Origin of the sequence: Dyadobacter sp. (assembly GCF_039919315.1) — a bacterium.
Classification (GTDB): Bacteria; Bacteroidota; Bacteroidia; order Cytophagales; family Spirosomataceae; genus Dyadobacter.
On sequence record NZ_JBDSFX010000021.1, the window covers coordinates 1 to 17,089 of the forward strand.

At 43.9% G+C, this 17,089-nt stretch carries 21 protein-coding genes and 1 tRNA gene; 15 read left to right on the forward strand and 7 right to left on the reverse strand.

Annotated features, from left to right (window positions below):
- The first annotated feature begins 355 nt into the window (after window positions 1-355).
- The 15 genes from ABIO93_RS05605 (at window position 356) to ABIO93_RS05675 (ending at window position 10,874) form a co-directional block, all read left to right on the forward strand.
- Entirely contained in the window at window positions 356-826 is a 471-nt protein-coding gene (locus ABIO93_RS05605; protein WP_348065306.1) for an Lrp/AsnC ligand binding domain-containing protein, read from the forward strand.
- A gap of 98 nt (window positions 827-924) precedes the next feature.
- Entirely contained in the window at window positions 925-1,278 is a 354-nt protein-coding gene (locus ABIO93_RS05610) for a PadR family transcriptional regulator (RefSeq protein ID WP_348065308.1), read from the forward strand.
- A 38-nt stretch (window positions 1,279-1,316) separates the two neighbouring features.
- Window positions 1,317-2,339 carry a TonB family protein gene (locus ABIO93_RS05615; RefSeq protein WP_348065310.1) on the forward strand — a complete coding sequence of 341 codons (1,023 nt, stop codon included), beginning with the start codon at window positions 1,317-1,319 and terminating at the stop codon, window positions 2,337-2,339.
- 150 nt (window positions 2,340-2,489) lie between these two features.
- Window positions 2,490-3,014, forward strand: coding sequence for a 3'-5' exonuclease (locus ABIO93_RS05620; RefSeq protein ID WP_348065312.1), 525 nt, complete (start codon window positions 2,490-2,492; stop codon window positions 3,012-3,014).
- Window positions 3,015-3,093: 79 nt separating this feature from the next.
- Complete coding sequence (locus ABIO93_RS05625; RefSeq protein ID WP_348065314.1) at window positions 3,094-3,270, forward strand: hypothetical protein; 177 nt, start codon at window positions 3,094-3,096, stop codon at window positions 3,268-3,270.
- Window positions 3,271-3,417: 147 nt separating this feature from the next.
- Window positions 3,418-3,491, forward strand: a tRNA-Ala gene (locus ABIO93_RS05630).
- 192 nt (window positions 3,492-3,683) lie between these two features.
- The gene (locus tag ABIO93_RS05635; RefSeq protein ID WP_348065316.1) at window positions 3,684-4,148 is read left to right on the forward strand and encodes a hypothetical protein; all 465 of its coding nucleotides are present in this window, start codon (window positions 3,684-3,686) and stop codon (window positions 4,146-4,148) included.
- Window positions 4,149-4,201: 53 nt separating this feature from the next.
- Window positions 4,202-4,468 carry a hypothetical protein gene (locus ABIO93_RS05640; protein WP_348065318.1) on the forward strand — a complete coding sequence of 89 codons (267 nt, stop codon included), beginning with the start codon at window positions 4,202-4,204 and terminating at the stop codon, window positions 4,466-4,468.
- Window positions 4,469-5,039: 571 nt separating this feature from the next.
- Window positions 5,040-5,261: a hypothetical protein gene (locus ABIO93_RS05645; RefSeq protein ID WP_348065320.1), complete on the forward strand. Its 222-nt coding sequence runs from the start codon at window positions 5,040-5,042 to the stop codon at window positions 5,259-5,261.
- Between the two features lie 378 nt (window positions 5,262-5,639).
- Window positions 5,640-5,894: a hypothetical protein gene (locus tag ABIO93_RS05650; protein WP_348065322.1), complete on the forward strand. Its 255-nt coding sequence runs from the start codon at window positions 5,640-5,642 to the stop codon at window positions 5,892-5,894.
- A 144-nt stretch (window positions 5,895-6,038) separates the two neighbouring features.
- On the forward strand, window positions 6,039-7,451 hold the full coding sequence (gene gndA, locus ABIO93_RS05655) for an NADP-dependent phosphogluconate dehydrogenase (RefSeq protein ID WP_348065324.1): 1,413 nt from the start codon (window positions 6,039-6,041) through the stop codon (window positions 7,449-7,451).
- A gap of 12 nt (window positions 7,452-7,463) precedes the next feature.
- Window positions 7,464-8,972 carry a glucose-6-phosphate dehydrogenase gene (gene zwf / locus ABIO93_RS05660; protein ID WP_348065326.1) on the forward strand — a complete coding sequence of 503 codons (1,509 nt, stop codon included), beginning with the start codon at window positions 7,464-7,466 and terminating at the stop codon, window positions 8,970-8,972.
- Between the two features lie 3 nt (window positions 8,973-8,975).
- The gene (pgl, locus tag ABIO93_RS05665) at window positions 8,976-9,695 is read left to right on the forward strand and encodes a 6-phosphogluconolactonase (RefSeq protein ID WP_348065328.1); all 720 of its coding nucleotides are present in this window, start codon (window positions 8,976-8,978) and stop codon (window positions 9,693-9,695) included.
- 166 nt (window positions 9,696-9,861) lie between these two features.
- Window positions 9,862-10,038 (forward strand): hypothetical protein, encoded by a 177-nt coding sequence (locus ABIO93_RS05670; protein WP_348065330.1) that lies wholly within the window; start codon window positions 9,862-9,864, stop codon window positions 10,036-10,038.
- A complete protein-coding gene (locus ABIO93_RS05675) occupies window positions 10,035-10,874 on the forward strand; it encodes an SPFH domain-containing protein (protein ID WP_348065332.1) in 840 nt (279 codons plus the stop codon). Before ABIO93_RS05670 ends, ABIO93_RS05675 begins: the two co-directional genes overlap by 4 nt.
- A 79-nt stretch (window positions 10,875-10,953) precedes the next feature.
- On the opposite strand, the gene ABIO93_RS05680 is transcribed toward ABIO93_RS05675, so the two are convergent.
- The 7 genes from ABIO93_RS05680 to ABIO93_RS05710 all read right to left on the reverse strand — a co-directional run bounded on the left by ABIO93_RS05680 (window position 10,954) and on the right by ABIO93_RS05710 (window position 16,832).
- Window positions 10,954-11,631: a hypothetical protein gene (locus tag ABIO93_RS05680; RefSeq protein WP_348065334.1), complete on the reverse strand. Its 678-nt coding sequence runs from the start codon at window positions 11,629-11,631 to the stop codon at window positions 10,954-10,956.
- A gap of 12 nt (window positions 11,632-11,643) precedes the next feature.
- Window positions 11,644-12,024 carry a GntR family transcriptional regulator gene (locus ABIO93_RS05685; protein ID WP_348065336.1) on the reverse strand — a complete coding sequence of 127 codons (381 nt, stop codon included), beginning with the start codon at window positions 12,022-12,024 and terminating at the stop codon, window positions 11,644-11,646.
- A gap of 12 nt (window positions 12,025-12,036) precedes the next feature.
- Window positions 12,037-12,846 (reverse strand): hypothetical protein, encoded by an 810-nt coding sequence (locus tag ABIO93_RS05690; protein WP_348065338.1) that lies wholly within the window; start codon window positions 12,844-12,846, stop codon window positions 12,037-12,039.
- 102 nt (window positions 12,847-12,948) lie between these two features.
- Window positions 12,949-13,782 (reverse strand): ABC transporter ATP-binding protein, encoded by an 834-nt coding sequence (locus tag ABIO93_RS05695; RefSeq protein WP_348065340.1) that lies wholly within the window; start codon window positions 13,780-13,782, stop codon window positions 12,949-12,951.
- Between the two features lie 93 nt (window positions 13,783-13,875).
- Window positions 13,876-14,478, reverse strand: a complete 603-nt coding sequence (locus ABIO93_RS05700; protein WP_348065342.1) for a nucleotidyltransferase family protein — start codon at window positions 14,476-14,478, stop codon at window positions 13,876-13,878.
- A gap of 1 nt (window position 14,479) precedes the next feature.
- A complete protein-coding gene (locus tag ABIO93_RS05705) occupies window positions 14,480-15,682 on the reverse strand; it encodes an XdhC/CoxI family protein (protein ID WP_348065344.1) in 1,203 nt (400 codons plus the stop codon).
- A complete protein-coding gene (locus tag ABIO93_RS05710) occupies window positions 15,648-16,832 on the reverse strand; it encodes an aminotransferase class V-fold PLP-dependent enzyme (RefSeq protein ID WP_348065346.1) in 1,185 nt (394 codons plus the stop codon). The genes ABIO93_RS05705 and ABIO93_RS05710 overlap by 35 nt, the downstream gene beginning before the upstream one ends.
- Between the last annotated feature and the right edge of the window lie 257 nt (window positions 16,833-17,089).

Here is a 17,089-nt window from a genome sequence, read left to right on the forward strand (position 1 = left end):
TTGTCAAGTTTTTTTTGCTGTAGGAGGGGGATTCGAACCACCCACGGTGCGGTTAGCTACGGTACAAATACTGTTGGTGGTCCACCCCAGTCGACTTGCGTCGGCATTATGCCGCGTTTTTCCCTTATTCACCACCCCCGAGACAGGAGGGCATGGCTGCCAATTTCATCACCCTACAATGTGATATTTCCAATTTATTTCTGAGGAGCCGAGGCCCCACATTCATATTTTGGTTCTGCAAAACTAAAACTTCTAATTTTAATTATAAAATATTTTCATTTAAAATTGTTAAAATTTACAATTATTTCATAATTTGGTTAACTATTTTATGAAAAATTCAAACTTTTAATACTAAATGCAGAAATATTCAGATATAGATAGCACCGATCTGCGCATTCTTTCTCTGCTGATAGAAAATGCTGCTTTACCCTATACGGAAATCGGTAAGAGAGTTTTTGTCTCTGGCGGTACGGTACACGTACGCATGAAAAAACTCGAACAAATGGGCATTGTGAAAGGCTCGCAGCTTGTCATTGATCCCGCGAAATTAGGCTGGGATATTAGCGCATTTTTAGGAATTTACCTGGATAAAAGTTCGTTGTACGAACAAGTGGCGACGGAGCTGGAAAGCATTCCGGAAGTAGTAAATATCCATTATACTACCGGCATTTACAGCATTTTCTTAAAAATTGTTTGCAAGGATACCGGCCATTTAAGAGAAATCCTGCACGATAAAATTCAGAAAGTGAACGGCATTCAGCGAACTGAAACGTTTATTTCACTGGAAGAGCGCATTAATCGCTCTATACCACTCGCAGAAAGCTAACAATTTGAGGAAACTGTTGCCTCCGAAAAATATTTCTGCTACATTTGTGTTGTATATATAAAAAACTTATATATATTTGTTTTATAAAAATCAGATTCATGGAGAATAACACAACGAGTAACGAATACGTCCGCGGTACATTGAAGACAATTGTGTTGAATTTACTGGCAGAACATGAGCGGATGTATGGATATGAAATTACGCAGGAAGTGAAAGAAAGAACGGGAGGTGCGATCGCGCTGACTTTCGGGGCTCTTTATCCTGTATTACATAAATTGGAACAAGAAGGCTTACTGGTTACAGAGTCTGTAGAGGTTGACGGCCGGTTGAGAAAATATTATTCGTTAACGACTCCCGGAAACGAGGCAGCGCGTAATAAAACCAATGACCTTGAACGTTTTATAGATGCGGTAAGATTACTACTCGCACCAAAAAGTCTCGCAACTGAATAAATTTTGTTACATGGCTAATATCTAAAACGGATGACACTATGAAACGCCTTCAGGAAAACCGTATTGATCTGATAAATAAATATTTGCAGACAAACAAGCTGGACCCGGAATTGCTTCCGGAGATACTAGACCATCTGGCTTGCGAAGCAGAAGAGCGTCTTTGGGACGGGAAACCGTTTGAGCAGATCTATCATAACATGATGGAAACGGCTGATGCGCAAACCCTCCTGAACCTGAGTGTTGACCATCAAAATCTATTAGCCATGGAAAAATCGTTGAATGACATCGTTTTCGAGAACCGTAACAAACTTTACGGAGCCTATGATCTGAGAAAAAGCTACGGGCAGACCATCCAGCGTTCCGTGCTGATGGGGGTAACGTTATTTTTATCATTAGTCATGTTCCCAAAACTTTACGCGCATCTGGTACCGGATCCCAAGCCGGACGATATTGCGTACATTATTGAAGCCAGGCCCATTGATATTTTGCCAGAAGAGCCGCCAAAGCCTTTGATTGAGGAACAAGTGGCGCCGGTAGCGAAAACAGTGCGATCATTGCCACCGGTTGTTTTGCCCGACGAGCAGGTTCAGATCGAAAATTTACCGCCGGTGATAGAAGAACTAGAAGCAGCCCAACCTGCATCGGAAACGGTGGCAGGAGTGGATGATATCACGATCATTGTACCTCCGGCTGCGGAAACCGGAAATGCAAAAACAGCCGTGTCGGATGTGGAAGTGAAGAAAGAGGAAACGTTTTTGACTGTAGAGCAGGCTCCCCAGTACAAAGGTGGAATAGAGGCGATGGGCGCATTCCTGCAGAAAAATCTCAGGTATCCTTCTAAAGCGGCTCAGGCGGGTATTCAGGGAAAGGTTTTTGTGCAATTTACAGTTGGATCTGATGGAAAAGTGGAAAGTGCTTCGGCATTGAAAGGGATTGGATTTGGCTGCGATGAAGAGGCGCTTCGGGTTGTGAGGTTAATGCCAAACTGGATGCCTGGCCGTCAGGCTGGTATGCCGGTAAGGGTTCGTTTTACATTGCCCATTGCTTTTCAGCTGAATTAATTTTCAGGCATTACGTAAATGCCTCCTGTTATTGAACAAAATCCTCGCTTCGGCGGGGATTTTTTCGTTTTTTTGTGTTTTAAATTTTAAAACTCGAAAAGCACGGCTACTAGCAATGTTTTCAGCTAACATTCACAATTTAACGCATACATGTACGCGATTGTCGATATAGAAACGACCGGGGGAGGAGGGGCAGCGCGCATTACTGAGATAGCCGTTTTCAGACATGACGGCGAGCAGATCGTCGATGTGTTTCATTCGTTAATTAATCCCGAAATTTTCATTCCGCCCTTCATTACCCGCCTCACGGGGATTGATAATGCCATGGTGAAGGACTCGCCGACATTTTCGGAGGTGCAGGACCATGTTCGTGCATTGACCAAAGACGCCTGGTTTGTGGCGCATAACGCCAAGTTCGACTACGGGTTTATCAAGCGGGAATTTGGTGCACTGGACGAATATTTCCAGCGGGACATTTTGTGTACTGTTCAGCTAAGCAGAAAAATTTTCCCTGGCCTCAAATCTTACAGTCTGGGTAACCTCTGCCAAAGTCTCGAAATTATGATTGAAAACCGCCACAGGGCTCACGGTGATGCGGAAGCAACGGTCCGTCTTTTTGAATTGCTTTTGAGGAATGACATTCAGAAGCTGATCCCTATCGATTTTTATCAGTAGCAGTTACTGCCCGGAGAGCCTGTGGAATGATTTTTTAGAATATACTTCTAAAATTTCAAACCTAAATTATTTCCTTCCAATGAAAGCATTTATTAACTGCCTCGTCATTCTTCTTTTATCATTTACGCTCACCAGTTGCGAAGCTATCGGTAGCATTTTCAAAACGGGGGTGTGGACAGGGGTAATCCTGGTTGTTGCGGTTATTGCAATCATTATCTGGGCTCTTTCGAAAGCATTTGGCGGCGGCAGGAGCTGATGATCTGAAAGCGTGAAAGGTTTTTAGAACTCAAAACATAAAAAATGTAGGGATGCTTGTTTATCAAAATTCTCCGTTTCATCTTTGCACTCCTTAATAGGGTAAGAGGGCAGGTATTTTAGGATTTCGGCCAGCAAATTTGAAATCGGGGGATTAGCTCAGTTGGCTAGAGCGCTTGCATGGCATGCAAGAGGTCGACGGTTCGAATCCGTTATTCTCCACATTATCTCAGCCGCTACTGGTTTCCAGTGGCGGCTTTTTTTTGCTCGATGTATGCCTTTATTTTACCAATCGATAAACAATTCCCGCCTCAGGATAGGATTTATTCCTAATCATTTTGTCTTCGCCTAGATTTAGATTTTCTCTTTTCGTAAAAAAAACGGAATCCAGATACCTAACCAACCTTTATCAAAATGGCTGAACCAATCAGAAATGACGGCGAAATGCGAAGTAATTCCTCTTCCAATCCTTTTAATCTGGAAGAATTTAAAAATTCTCTGAAAGCCCTGGTCGACAACCCCTCGGAGGAAAACCGCACCCGTATCGATTATATCCGGCGTTGGTTTGTACTTTCCACCAAATTCATAGAAGGAATTAGCAAGCAAATTAAGGGGCTAACCCGGAAATTACGGAATCCCAGTGATGAGGATATGCAGATCATTGTTTCTATGATTGCCTCCTGTCGATATCTGGCCAAAAATTCGGAACTGCTGGTAACAGATTACGAGATCTTATTGCAAAACGGGATTCTGGTACCGGAAATTGATGATTTTAAAAAGGCGTGTCTCCGCCTTAAAAAGGCCACTTTTTACATTGAGTCTGTGTATTTGAGTTTACCCGACAAGCAGGAAGTCAATGACTTGGTGAGGAGGAATTGAGTGATTAATGTGTTTTGGTTTAATCCTTATCTTTACTTTAGAAATTTCAACAAATGGCTGAAACAATGATTGATGTTAAGGAAGCTGTGAATGCGGCGAAGGAATATATCTCGACCTTTTTTGGATTGGATTCTGTGCTGCTGGAAGAAATCGAACTTGGACAAGATAACATCGCAGGTTCAGAGGGGTCATGGAATGTGACTTTTAGTTACGATGATAGCCCGGATTTTGCTTATCCAAAAAAGAGAAAATATAAAACCGTGATAATAGATGCTCGCGATGGAAAGTTTCGAGCCATTAAAATCAGGGAAATAAAATGAATTTTTCTCATCTCATTGGCGGATCCGTTAAAAGAAAGCTTCTATTAGACACAAACCTTCTGATTCTGTATTTGGTAGGATCTTATGACCCAGGTCGTATTAGTAACGAAAAGCATACAAACATTTTTAGCAAGGAGGATTACTTCTTGTTACGAGACTTTTTACAAAATTTCGAGTTGGTAGTTACACCCAATACTCTCACAGAACTTACCAACTTGATGGATAATCTCAACAAAAAGACTGACAGGAGGCTTTTTGCGTATCTGGGAGTCCTAATCAATCGCTGGGCTGAAAGTTATATTCCAAGCAGAGAAATTCACAATCCGGCATTCGTGAAGTTTGGACTGGCCGACAGTGTCATACACAAGTTGGCTGAAACCGGAGTCATAGTCCTCACCGTAGATTTGCCACTATATCATTATTTGGCAGGCCTTAATTTGGACGCGATTAACTTTAACCATTTACGGTCTGAGTTATTGCTAAATTAAATTATAAGAATATTTTCAAGACGTAACCACAAATAATCATCAATTATTTTGTTGGTTAAGCCTACAAGCTGTACATTTGATTTATGATGAAGTTTACATCGGTGGAAGACGCCTTTAAATGGTGGATTGACAATATTTACAAGTCGTTGTCACCGGAAGAAAAGAAAGGAAAGTATACAACGGCTTGGAGAGACTATACTCACAATTTGGGAATTGCAGAGAAAAGGATGAAGCAAATTCTCTCTGAATTTGGAGTAGTAGAAGTAAAAACGGAAGTGACTTACAGTCCAACAATAAAAAAATAGATTAGATAGCTGCAATTGCAGCTTTTTATTTGGCAATTTTTTGTTGGTTTTACCTACAAAATAGAAATAAAAAAAACCGGAAAACCACAGCGTCGAAACCTGGTTTTCCGGAATAGTTAAAATCAATCTAATAATTTAAACCATTACAAAGGTATGAACCCAAATCAGCATTCAAAGCAAAACCGTTTGCAACTACTTGAAACATTCATTGCAAATGAGGGATTATCACAAAGATTTTCGGATTTTGAAAGCTCTGTAAATATCTGTCATTCAAAAGATATAGAGGCAGATCATCCGGATTGTCACTCCGTTTCATTGGTCGACAGATCTCTTCTAACAATGTACTATGAGACGAAATAACTTATCGAATGGTTTGGATTGTCTGAAATCATTGGTGGTTTGAGTGATCTGGCATCTGACTACATGTTTACCTATAAAAGCAATAAACAGAATGATCTGGCAAAGGCAGCCATTCAGGTTGATCAAATCAGGGATACGACGCAGATGGCTTTGAGATTGATAAAATGCATTACCGGATTGAACCATTACATCAATAATGTGGAGACGTTCAAGGACACGGTGAGCGGTCACTTGTTTTCAAAGTATCCACATGTGTTGCCTCAAACGCACTAATGTCATTAAGATCACTAACCAACCACGATATATAGTTACTAATAACCATGCATTCTACACTTTCGGATAAAATTCCCTACAAAGCGAATCGGGTAGCGTAAATTCCTTTATTATTGCAACTTCTTTATTCAAGACGCTTAAATTATGTCAAAGAACTTATTCGATTTTGGAATGATCGGGCTGGGGGTTATGGGTAGAAACCTGCTGCTCAATATGGCTGATCATGGCTTTTCTGTTATCGGTTTCGATAAGGATGCGGCCAAAAATTCTGCTTTGGAAGCCTCTGCAACGCCAGGAACAACGGTGAAGGGTGTGGCTGAGCTTTCGCAAATGATCCAGCTTTTGGAAAGCCCGCGGAAGGTGATGATGCTCGTTCCCGCAGGACAGCCTGTGGATGATGTGATTGCATCATTATTGCCACTTTTGGAAAAAGGTGATGTGATTATCGACGGAGGAAATTCTCATTATACTGATACTTTGCGCAGGGTAAAATACCTTCGCGAAAAGGACATTCACTTTATGGGTATAGGCGTTTCCGGCGGTGAGCAGGGTGCGCGTACGGGCCCAAGCATTATGCCCGGCGGAGATCAGTCGGCGTATGAAAATGTGAGACCGATGCTGGAAGCCATTGCGGCCAAAGTTGGAAACGAACCCTGCGTGGCTTATTTAGGTAAGGAAGGTGCCGGTCATTATGTGAAAATGGTGCATAATGGTATCGAATACGCGATAATGCAATTGATCAGCGAGTCGTATGCGATTTTGAAACACGCAGGACTGAGCAATGAGCAGCTACATGAAACTTTCAAAACCTGGAATGAAGGCAAGCTTCAGTCTTTCCTGGTTGAAATTACGGCTGATATTTTCCTGCAAAAAGACGACAAAACGGATGCGCATCTGGTCGATGTCATTTCTGATAAAGCGGGTTCAAAAGGTACGGGCAAATGGACTTCTCAGGACTCTATGGAATTACCGGTGGCGGTGCCAGTTATCGATACGGCGGTGGCCATGCGTACATTGTCAGGATATAAGGATGAAAGAGTAAAGGCATCCGAATTGTATGGTAGTGAGGCAACATTCTCCGGTGAAACGGCCGAATTGATCCAGCAGGTGCACGATGCATTGTATTTTGCGACCATATTAAGCTATGCGCAGGGCCTTGCTATGTTGTTCCAGGCATCGAAGGATTTGAAAATGGACATTCCTTTGCCAGAAGTGGTAAGTGTATGGAGAGGCGGGTGTATTATCAGGTCTTCCTTATTGGAAGTGTTCACCAGCGCATACCGTCAGTCCCCGGAATTATCCAATATTTTACTGAACCAAGAAGTCGCTTCCCTCGTTAAATCGGTGGAGGATAACACGCGTTCCCTGATCGCTTTCGCGGCAAAATCGGGAGCTCCGGCAGCAGCTTTGATGGCTTCTCTGGCATACTTCGATAATTATCGCAGCGAAAGAATGCCAACGAACCTGATCCAGGCCCAGCGTGACTATTTCGGAGCGCATACTTATCAACGTACTGATATCCCCGGTACTTTTCATACAGAATGGGGTCAACAATAAATCGGAAATGATATGCAAAGCAATAAACGTCCTCCTGCCTCGGTAGTCTTTATCTTCGGGGGAAGCGGCGACCTTAATTACAGAAAACTTACGCCTGCGCTTTATAATTTATTTTTGGACAACTGGATGCCCGAGCAGTTTGCGATTGCGGGTATTGGTCGGAGTCCTTATACCAATGATGCTTACCATGAGCATTTGCTGGATGGTGTGACGAAATTTTCACGTCGCAAAGGAAAGCAAAATGGTCATTGGACGGAGTTCAGCCAGCACGTTTCCTACCTCCAAATGGACGGTGACGATGAGGCGGCTTACCATAAGATCACTGATCTTGTTAAAGAAAAAGAAGACGAGTGGGGAGTTCATCCCAATGTGATATTTTATCTGGCCGTAGCTCCGCAACTGGTGCCTTCGATCGCTCAAAAACTGGGTGCGTTGAAAATATGCTCGGACAAAGGAACATCCAGAATTGTGGTTGAAAAACCTTTCGGGCACGACCTGGAAAGTGCGCACGAGCTGAATACACTGCTATCCAGCATGTTCGCCGAAGAGCAGATCTTCCGTATTGACCATTATTTAGGTAAAGAAACCGTTCAGAATATCCTGGCATTACGTTTCGCCAATGCGCTTTTTGAACCGCTCTGGAACCGTAACTACATTGACCACATTCAGATTACTGCCGCTGAAAGTGTTGGTCTGGAAGGTAGGGGAGGATATTTCGAACATGCCGGAGCATTGAGGGATATGGTACAGAACCACATTCTGCAAATCCTTTGTATGATTGCGATGGAGCCGCCGGTATCTTTTGAAGCCAACGAGATTCGTAACAAAAAAGTAGATGTATTGAATGCGATCCGTCGCATTACCAAAGACCAGGTACACGACTTTGCTGTCCGCGGACAATATTCTGGTGGCTGGAAAAAAGGAGAAAAAGTAGTGGGATATCGTCAGGAAGAAGGTGTTAACCCACAATCTAACATTGATACATTCGCCGCTGCCAAATTCTACATTGATAACTGGCGCTGGCAAGGCGTTCCTTTCTACGTTCGTACCGGTAAGTACCTGAACCAGAAAGCGACCCATATTACTTTGCAGTTTAAACCTGCACCGCATTATGCGTTCCCAACGGAATCAGCAGAATCGTGGCGTTCCAACCGGTTGACGATCAGCATTCAGCCGAATATGGATATCAGTATCCGCTTTCAGGCCAAACGCCCGGGACAAACGATGACGCTGGACCCCGTGGACATGACATTTGACTATGATGCGGTGGCTGGCGAACATGCTCCTGAAGCATACGAAACTTTGCTACTGGATGTAATGGAAGGCGACGCGACATTGTTTATGCGTAATGATCAGGTCGATGCTGCATGGAAAGTGATCATGCCGATATTGGAAACTTGGGAAAGCAGAATTCCTCAGGATTTTCCAAATTACGCGCCAGATTCATGGGGGCCTGATGGTGCCGATGCATTGATCGCCCGTGACGGACATACCTGGATTAACGTACCGCCAATTCCCTGATCTATGGAGATACATATTGGTAAGGATTCAAAAGAATTGAGCAGTAAGCTTGCGGAATGGCTTTCGGGCTACATTCAGGAGGTACTCGCGAAGCAAGATCGTTTTACATTTGTATTGTCGGGGGGTAGTACGCCCAAGCAACTGTATGCATTGCTCGCAGAGGCACCTTACAGTGAAACGATTCCCTGGAACCGCATTCATTTTTTCTGGGGTGACGAACGCGCAGTACCTTTCGAAGATTCGCGCAACAATGCACACATGTGCTACGACGAATTGCTTGATAAAGTACCTGTTGTCACTAAAAACATCCACGTGATGCGTACCGACATTGCACCGGAACTCGCAGCTGCGGAATACGAAAAAGTACTGAAAACGTATTTTGAAGGTTCTGAAACTACTTTTGATTTTGTCTTGCTAGGTATGGGTGACGATGGGCATACATTGTCATTGTTTCCCGGAACTGAGGTTATCCACGAGCAAAATGACTGGGTAAAAGCATTTTTCCTGCCAGCACAGGACATGTACCGCATTACGCTGACGGCCCCTTTGGTGAATGAAGCTGCCTGTGTAGCTTTTATGGCTACTGGCGCTGGTAAAGCTGAAACGTTGAAACATGTGCTAAAGGGTGGGCAAAACTTAAATTTATATCCGTCGCAGATCATCAAGCCTACAACAGGACAATTGCATTGGTTTATCGATGAGGCAGCAGCAGCTTTGATTTAAGTCAACATTAATATAAAATCAAATGTTTGGGAGCATACCGAGAGGTGTGCTCCTTTATTTTTATAAGTCTTTTTATGCGTTCAACAATCCAGGATACCATTAGATAAAAACAATTGCACCTGTGTATGCGGGAATGTTACATTTACCGGAAACAAACCTCACAAACATGATACACATTCTTAAAATCATAGCCGTAATCATCCTGATTACCTATTCCCTCCAACTTGTCAATGCCCAGTCTGACCTGCTAGTTTTTGGCGGTTTGGGGATCATTGGCGCGGCCGTTTACGTATTAGTGACGGATTTCAGTCAGTTTATTAACCTCTTAAAATCTAAACTATGATGACTCTTGGCAGAAAAATTATGATTGGAGCTGCGTGCTTTATTCTTTTTGTGATCGTGATGGCAATCCAGCCATTTACTTTTGAGAATATCGACGCAGGAAATGTCGGGATCAGAATTAATTTATATGGAACAGACAAAGGAGTTGATAACATTACCCTGGTAACCGGGCGCGTCTGGTACAATACCTGGACCACGAAGATCATTGAATTCCCAACTTACACGCAAAGTGTAGATTACGATCCATTCGTGATCACTACCAGAGACGCCGCGGAATTTAAAGTGGATCCCAAGCTGAACTACCACATTAATCCCGATAAAGTCCCTCAGATCTACCGCCAATACAGAAGACCGTTATCTGAGATTCAGCAGGGTTTTATGAAAAATACCATTTACGATGCTTACCGGATCGTGGCCAATTCATTCACTTCCGACAGTGTGATGTCGAACCGGGAAGTGTTTGAGGACCGGGTTCAAAATGTGTTGACTAAAACTTTGGGCAAAGACGGCTTCATTTATGACCAGCTGACCTCTGCGATTACTCCGCCACCATCGCTTCGTCAAATGATCAATGAAAAGAACACTTCGATCCAGGCCAGGCTGAAAGCTGAAAACATGGCGAAGCAAGCCGAAGCAGAAGCGAAAGTAATCATTGCACGGGCTGAGGGACAGGCAAAAGCGACTTTGATCAAAGCCCGGGCGGAAGCAGAAGCCAACGAGCTTCGCCAGAAAACCATTACACCATTGCTAATCCAGCAAGAATGGGTTGCGAAATGGAATGGCGTGTTGCCTACTACCAATGCAGGCGGTGCCAGTTTGATGTTGGGTATTAAGTAGCAGGTACTGCATCCATAGACACCCCCATGTATCCCCACACGACACCCCCACGTCCCCAGCCCAGGGTTTAAAACCTGGGTTAAGGATTCGCCGGGGTGTATAGGTTTCCGGGTAGATCGATGTGAGCGGCGGCGTCTACATTTGCTTTGAACGATTTGAAGACGTCTTTTTCTATTTTCAGGCTGCTGCTGTCCTTTACCTGAATAGCCACATTCCCAAGGTTATTGCTATGGTCAAATTTAGCGTAGCCTCCGGATGACATATCGGTCGTCAAATTTTCGATCGTATTATGGCCGAGTAGCAATGCTCCGCCAATCTGCCGGATAAACATATCAGCGCTTTTCCAGTTTTTAATTGAAAATGGCACATTGTTGGCAATGATCCCTCTAACCTCGGGCGCAGTAATGACGACCGTAGGAGTATTGCCCAAATCCTGTTCGGAGAATGGCCTGAACAGTTCCCAATCCCTTTTGTAGATAAAAACTAACGTGTCACCCGTCACCCTCCAATCAAGGAGCCTTTTTTCGGGTAACGTCAGAATCTCGAAACTTTTTCCGGGATGTATTTCGGTCAGACCGAATGCTTTCCCTTCTAGTTTAACATACTTAAAAGGCTGTACAATTTTCCTGTTAAAGCCATACAGAGGATCATTTTTATCAATCTTATCGTACTCTTTCTTCAATACCATGTTTGATCCGAGCAGTGCAAGGAAGGTGAAAGAGAATAACACAACGAGTAAAATATTACTGGTTTTCATCGTTTCGAAGGTCTAGTTGATTACTGGATAGGTTTCTGCAATGAACTTGTTGTAACGCGTTTGAAGTTCCTCGATACTGACATTTAGCAGATACAAAGTTCTGAAAAACTCAGGTAGCTCACTGTCGAGAAAGCGTTCTCTTCTGTAAGCTAAAATCTTCTCACTGGAGTTTTCTGCGGACGAGTAGCCTATACCTCTCTTGTTAAAAATAATTTCCTTATTTTGAAGAAAGTCATAAGTACGCATGACGGTATTAGGATTCACTTCTAGCATGCTGGCTAAGTCCCGTACGGATGGAATCCGCTCACCAGGCGGCCATTTCCCAAGTAGGAGTTGTTCGCAGATGTAATCAGCTATTTGAAGATATATTGACTGTTTGTCTTTAAATTCCATGGTGTGTTCTGGTTAAATTTCTTTTTCTTTCAACCTCAAATAGCTGATGTACCAGAAGCAGAGTGTTACCAGTGCAGCAAAGGCCTGAAAAGCATACATGGCATCAGCGGGATGTACGATGTGAAAAAACTTTGCATGACCGTCCCTGATCATGTACATGTTGCTACTATCCCATATTTTCCAGCTGCTCATGGGGAAAGTAACCAGTTTTCCCGTAGTGCCTACAAATAGGTTTGCAATTCCCAGATTCGAAAAGACTACAACCAAAACCGTGACAAAGGCAAATACCGCAGTTTTGATATAAGATGCTTTGGTAAAATAAATGGACCCGAGAAATACAACGGAGTGTAAAATAAAGTAGCAGTAATTAAAATAGGTTAATACTTCAGCTGGTAAAATATTGTATTTCATGCCTCCAACAGGCAATTTAGCATTTGCAATATCGATCGTGACATGATGCAGTTTAATGAAGAATAATAGAAATGGAATAATGAAAACGAGGTTAATGAGCAGTGAACTCAGAAACTTCTCCAGCTTCGAAGCTGGTACCAAGAGTGCAGCAATGCCCGTCGAAGGCGACGAATATTGAGTAAAGGCATAACTTGTGTAAAAGGTACTCCCAAAAAGCAGCACGCAAAAAAGCGCAATAATATGCAGTGCCTCCCGAAAGCCACTCCATTCTTTTGACATGGTAATGGGCAGCAGCATTAGCAAGATAGCGACGATCAGCAGGGATGCTAACAGTAGCATATTTCTGCCTTTTTCTGCCAAATCCAGTTTCAGCATCAGGGTAAAACGGTGAATGTCAAATGTCTGGTTCATAGGGTGGTCGTTAAAAGTTGGGCTGGGAGAATGGATGGTGCCAGGTGTTGGATCAATAAAATGAGTACAACCAGGAATAGGATCAGTAGCTGCTTCATAGTTTTAGCGGAATATGGATTGGATACGCGCCGGATTTTCCATCACCGCATTAAATAACTGTTCGAGGTCCACCCGGCTATCTTCCCGGTCAGAATTTTCGAAAACAGCCTTGTAACCGCGTAAAGAAGGTTCGGAGTATAAAACCCGGTTGTCGAACTCGACATTACTCAATGTTCCGAAACACAGTCGCTCGGTAACGATGTCGAGGCTATGCTGCAACAAGATCTGGCTGTTTTCAAGAATGATGATCGAATCAATCAGATTGTCGAGGTCACGCACCTGGTGGGTTGAGATCAGGACCACTTTGTCTTTATCCAATACCGAAGAAACTAGCTTCCTGAATTGACTTTTAGAGGGAATATCCAGCCCATTGGTAGGCTCATCCATGATCAGTACCCGGGTATTGGTCGCGAGTGCGAATGCGATCAGCACTTTTTTCTTTTGGCCGTACGACATACCTGTAAGCTTGTTTTTTTCAGGAATGTCCAGTTCCGCAATGTATCCTCTGAACTGCTTTTCATCGAATTTCGGATAAAACGGGGCGAACATATCCAGGTATTTATCAAGCGTCACGGAAGGCAGGTAAATTTCTTCCGGAATGAAAAATACATCTTGCAAAAATGCCGGCTGGCGTTTTCCGGGTTCATGACCAGCTACTTTAATCCTGCCACCCAGCGGAAAAAGCAACCCTACCATATTTCTCAGCAGACTTGATTTTCCCGCCCCATTCTTGCCGAGCAAACCATATATGTGGCCAGCTTCCAGGTTCAGACTTAAATTTTCAAACAGTTTGTGATGCTTACTATATCCAAAGGAAACGCCGTCAAGGTGGATCATAGTCTTGTTGTTTTAGTGTTCTAGTTAAATAGTACACTGCAAATGTATATGATTAGTCACATTGTGCAAGTTTTTTCTAAAAATATTTTTGAATTAGTCTAGCGAGAGCAACTTTTGATAGTCTTCCTGGGTATCAATATCCATATTACCCAGCGGGAAAGGAACGGTAGTAGCGTCGCTTTGAAATCGTTTGATCAGTTTCTTAGCGCCTTCTGTACCAGTCAGTTGTGTCAGATCTGGAAAGTAGGGGGGTGAAAAAAATACGGGAGTTCCCGCCGTTTGATCATAGGAGGAGGCCACTATCCCGGTACCATTTTGAATGCTGGCATGAATGAGATCGTGGAATAGGGTAGAAGTGACAAAAGGCTGGTCGCTTACCGCGATAACCGCGCCTTTGCAGTGACGAAGCAGTGAAGTAAGCTTTACAATACCTGTAACAATGGAGGAAGCCATGCCTGTTTGCCAGCCAGCATTATGGACCAGTTGAATTGACAAATCCTGAATCTCGTTTTGGATCAGTTCGGCATTGGAGCCGGTCACTACGATCACATTGCTGCCAACCGTTTCTGCTGCTGCTTCGGTAATGTGCCGGATCAGGCTTTTATTTCGATATTTTAAAAGTTGTTTGGGTTCGCCCAGCCGGGACGAACTGCCGGCTGCCAGTATGATAATGGCATATTCGGATAACATTTCCATATCAAGGAAGCGCAGTTGTTACTGCGCAGAGAAATTCTTCCTTTTCAGATGCCGAGAAATGTACCTGCTGATCTGTACGATTATGGATAGGCTCCGCTTTTTCACGCAAAGGCAGGCCACTTCTTTTGTTTAGTACCGTTTTGATCTCCGCCAGCACGGACAATGCAATTTCTTCGGAAGTTTCAGCGCCAATGTCCAGACCAACCGGGCCATATATTTTCGTCTTTTGCGATTCAGTAACAGCAATGCCATCGGTCAGCATATCGGCGTACATTCTTTCGAGCTTCTTTTTTGGGCCGAGCGTACCGATATAAGTACATTCTTCGATGTGTATCAGTTGTTTGAGTAACGCCAGGTCGTAGTTATAGTTATGCGTCATTAGGACAAAAAACGTCCTTTCATCGGTCTTTAAATGAGAAAGAACATCTTCGGCCCGCGATACCAAAACCCGAGTAGCTTTTGGAAAACGCTGCCTGGTCGCATGCCCCGCGCGACCATCAACCACTGTCACGTTCCAGCCCAGAATGCTGGTCATTTCAACTAAGGGAATGATATCGTTCCCGGCGCCCGCGATGATGAGGGAGGGCGGCGTGTTCAGATATTCGACAAATCCCGTCTGCTTTTTTACTCCGAGATCGAATGTCTTGAAAAAAGAATCCTCCTTGTTGTAAGCCTCTGCCGATTCGGCCAAAAGAAGATTTTGCAAATCCTGTTCGTTGCAATTGCAGATCACCTCATTGTCATTTTCCAAATGCAAAAAACAGGTTCCTAGCTGGTCGCTTGTTCTGGAATGCATGGAGAACAATGTAATCAGGATCGCATTCTGTCTTTTCGCAACCGCTTTTTTCAGTAATTCTATGGGGTGATTGGGCTGCTCAGTGTGGATAGGTTCAAAAAGTATGTGAACGATTCCATTGCAGCCTAGCTGGACGCCCAGTTTAGTATCGTTTTCATCGGTGGTATCGTAAGTTACCAGTTTGTTTTTTTGCTGGGAAATGGCAAGAAGCGCTTTTCGCAATGCATCACCTTCCAGGCAACCACCGCTGATTGCACCTGTGAGCTGGCCGTCATCGGTCACAAGCATACGTGCGCCTGGGCGCCTGTATGAGGAACCTTCCACGTGTACCACCGTTGCCAATGCCATTTTCTTCCCGGCAGCCAGCGCTAGCTCATACGATTTGATGATGTCCGTGATCTCCTTCATGGCGATGCTCTTTTACGATTTTTGAAATTACCTGAATGGCGTGACCGGTTTGCTCTTCGGTGGTAAATCTACCGAAACTGAACCGGAAAGAATGATGGATCGCCTCATCTGAGAGTCCCATTGCTTTCAGTACGTAGCTGGGTTCTAATGTCGCCGAAGTACAAGCGGAGCTTCTTGAAAAAGCAATATCGCTACCTGCTTCGAAAATCATTTTTTCGCCGTCCACGTGCCCGAACGAAACGTTGGTAGCATGCGGCAGCCTCGGAATATCTTGTCCGTTGATGCTAATGTCTTTCAAAACCAGTAGTTCCACCTCGAATGCATTACGCAGCTTTGAAAGCCTTTTGCTCTCAGCAGCCATTTCATTATTGCAAATTTCACAAGCTTTTCCAAAACCAACAATACCGGGCACATTGAGTGTCCCGCTCCGCATGTTCCGTTCATGCCCGCCACCATCGATCTGCCCCGTTAGTGTTACTGAAGGGTTTTTCTTGCGGACATACAATGCACCTACACCTTTCGGCCCATACAACTTGTGCGCGCTGAATGTCAAAAGATCAATTCCATCCATGTGAACATTCACCGGTATTTTCCCGACAGCCTGCGTCGCATCCGTCAAAAGCAGAATGCCATGTTTTTTAGCGATTTCGGCAATGTCCCTGATAGGTTGAATGACACCGGTTTCGTTGTTTGCATACATGACCGCAATGAGGATGGTTTTATCCGTGATTGCACTTTCTAATTCATCTATACTAACCAGACCATTGGCATTCACCGGCAGGTAAGTAACGCTTCCACCCAGCTTTTCGACATGCTTGCAGGTGTCCAGGACGGCCTTATGTTCCGTAATGATGGTGATAATATGGTAATCCGTACCGGCTACGTTATCGCAAACTCCCTTGATCGCCAGATTGACTGCCTCGGTAGCGCCGGATGTGAAAACGATTTCCTGCGGATGCGCACCGATGAGCGCGGCTACTTGCTCTCGCGCAATGTCCACAGCTTCTTCCGCTTCCCAGCCAAAAGAATGCGTTTTACTGGCTGCATTCCCAAATTTTTCCAAAAAATAGGGCAGCATTTCTTCCAATACCCTGGGATCCATGGGCGTCGTAGCATTGTTATCCAGGTAAACGGGCAGCTTTAAAGCCATTGAAGAAAGAAACGGTGTTGTTTTCAGAAAGCGAAAAGCGGCTTAATAGTTCAAATTAAACAAAAAACCATCTCATTTTAGACATGAGATGGTTTCCATAACTTAAACGAACAGGTTAACATAATTAAGAAGATCGATAAGCCATTTCACACATGGACTTTGCGTGTGATCTGGAAAATGACTTTCGGAGTAAGCTATCGACGATCAATGCGATCAGAAAATGCGGCTTACTGAGTACTAACCGCCGATAACTAAGA

Excerpts from the sequence above, each read along its gene's own strand:
- ABIO93_RS05645 (WP_348065320.1), top strand. The coding sequence starts at position 5,040 with ATGATGAAGTTTACATCGGTGGAAGACGCCTTTAAATGGTGGATTGAC.
- ABIO93_RS05690 (WP_348065338.1), bottom strand. The coding sequence starts at position 12,846 with ATGAACCAGACATTTGACATTCACCGTTTTACCCTGATGCTGAAACTG.
- pgl (WP_348065328.1), top strand. The coding sequence starts at position 8,976 with ATGGAGATACATATTGGTAAGGATTCAAAAGAATTGAGCAGTAAGCTT.
- ABIO93_RS05610 (WP_348065308.1), top strand. The coding sequence starts at position 925 with ATGGAGAATAACACAACGAGTAACGAATACGTCCGCGGTACATTGAAG.
- gndA (WP_348065324.1), top strand. The coding sequence starts at position 6,039 with ATGTCAAAGAACTTATTCGATTTTGGAATGATCGGGCTGGGGGTTATG.
- zwf (WP_348065326.1), top strand. The coding sequence starts at position 7,464 with ATGCAAAGCAATAAACGTCCTCCTGCCTCGGTAGTCTTTATCTTCGGG.
- ABIO93_RS05670 (WP_348065330.1), top strand. The coding sequence starts at position 9,862 with ATGATACACATTCTTAAAATCATAGCCGTAATCATCCTGATTACCTAT.
- ABIO93_RS05605 (WP_348065306.1), top strand. The coding sequence starts at position 356 with ATGCAGAAATATTCAGATATAGATAGCACCGATCTGCGCATTCTTTCT.
- ABIO93_RS05680 (WP_348065334.1), bottom strand. The coding sequence starts at position 11,631 with ATGAAAACCAGTAATATTTTACTCGTTGTGTTATTCTCTTTCACCTTC.
- ABIO93_RS05685 (WP_348065336.1), bottom strand. The coding sequence starts at position 12,024 with ATGGAATTTAAAGACAAACAGTCAATATATCTTCAAATAGCTGATTAC.
- ABIO93_RS05635 (WP_348065316.1), top strand. The coding sequence starts at position 3,684 with ATGGCTGAACCAATCAGAAATGACGGCGAAATGCGAAGTAATTCCTCT.
- ABIO93_RS05705 (WP_348065344.1), bottom strand. The coding sequence starts at position 15,682 with ATGAAGGAGATCACGGACATCATCAAATCGTATGAGCTAGCGCTGGCT.
- ABIO93_RS05615 (WP_348065310.1), top strand. The coding sequence starts at position 1,317 with ATGAAACGCCTTCAGGAAAACCGTATTGATCTGATAAATAAATATTTG.
- ABIO93_RS05710 (WP_348065346.1), bottom strand. The coding sequence starts at position 16,832 with ATGGCTTTAAAGCTGCCCGTTTACCTGGATAACAATGCTACGACGCCC.
- ABIO93_RS05695 (WP_348065340.1), bottom strand. The coding sequence starts at position 13,782 with ATGATCCACCTTGACGGCGTTTCCTTTGGATATAGTAAGCATCACAAA.
- ABIO93_RS05625 (WP_348065314.1), top strand. The coding sequence starts at position 3,094 with ATGAAAGCATTTATTAACTGCCTCGTCATTCTTCTTTTATCATTTACG.
- ABIO93_RS05640 (WP_348065318.1), top strand. The coding sequence starts at position 4,202 with ATGGCTGAAACAATGATTGATGTTAAGGAAGCTGTGAATGCGGCGAAG.
- ABIO93_RS05700 (WP_348065342.1), bottom strand. The coding sequence starts at position 14,478 with ATGGAAATGTTATCCGAATATGCCATTATCATACTGGCAGCCGGCAGT.
- ABIO93_RS05675 (WP_348065332.1), top strand. The coding sequence starts at position 10,035 with ATGATGACTCTTGGCAGAAAAATTATGATTGGAGCTGCGTGCTTTATT.
- ABIO93_RS05620 (WP_348065312.1), top strand. The coding sequence starts at position 2,490 with ATGTACGCGATTGTCGATATAGAAACGACCGGGGGAGGAGGGGCAGCG.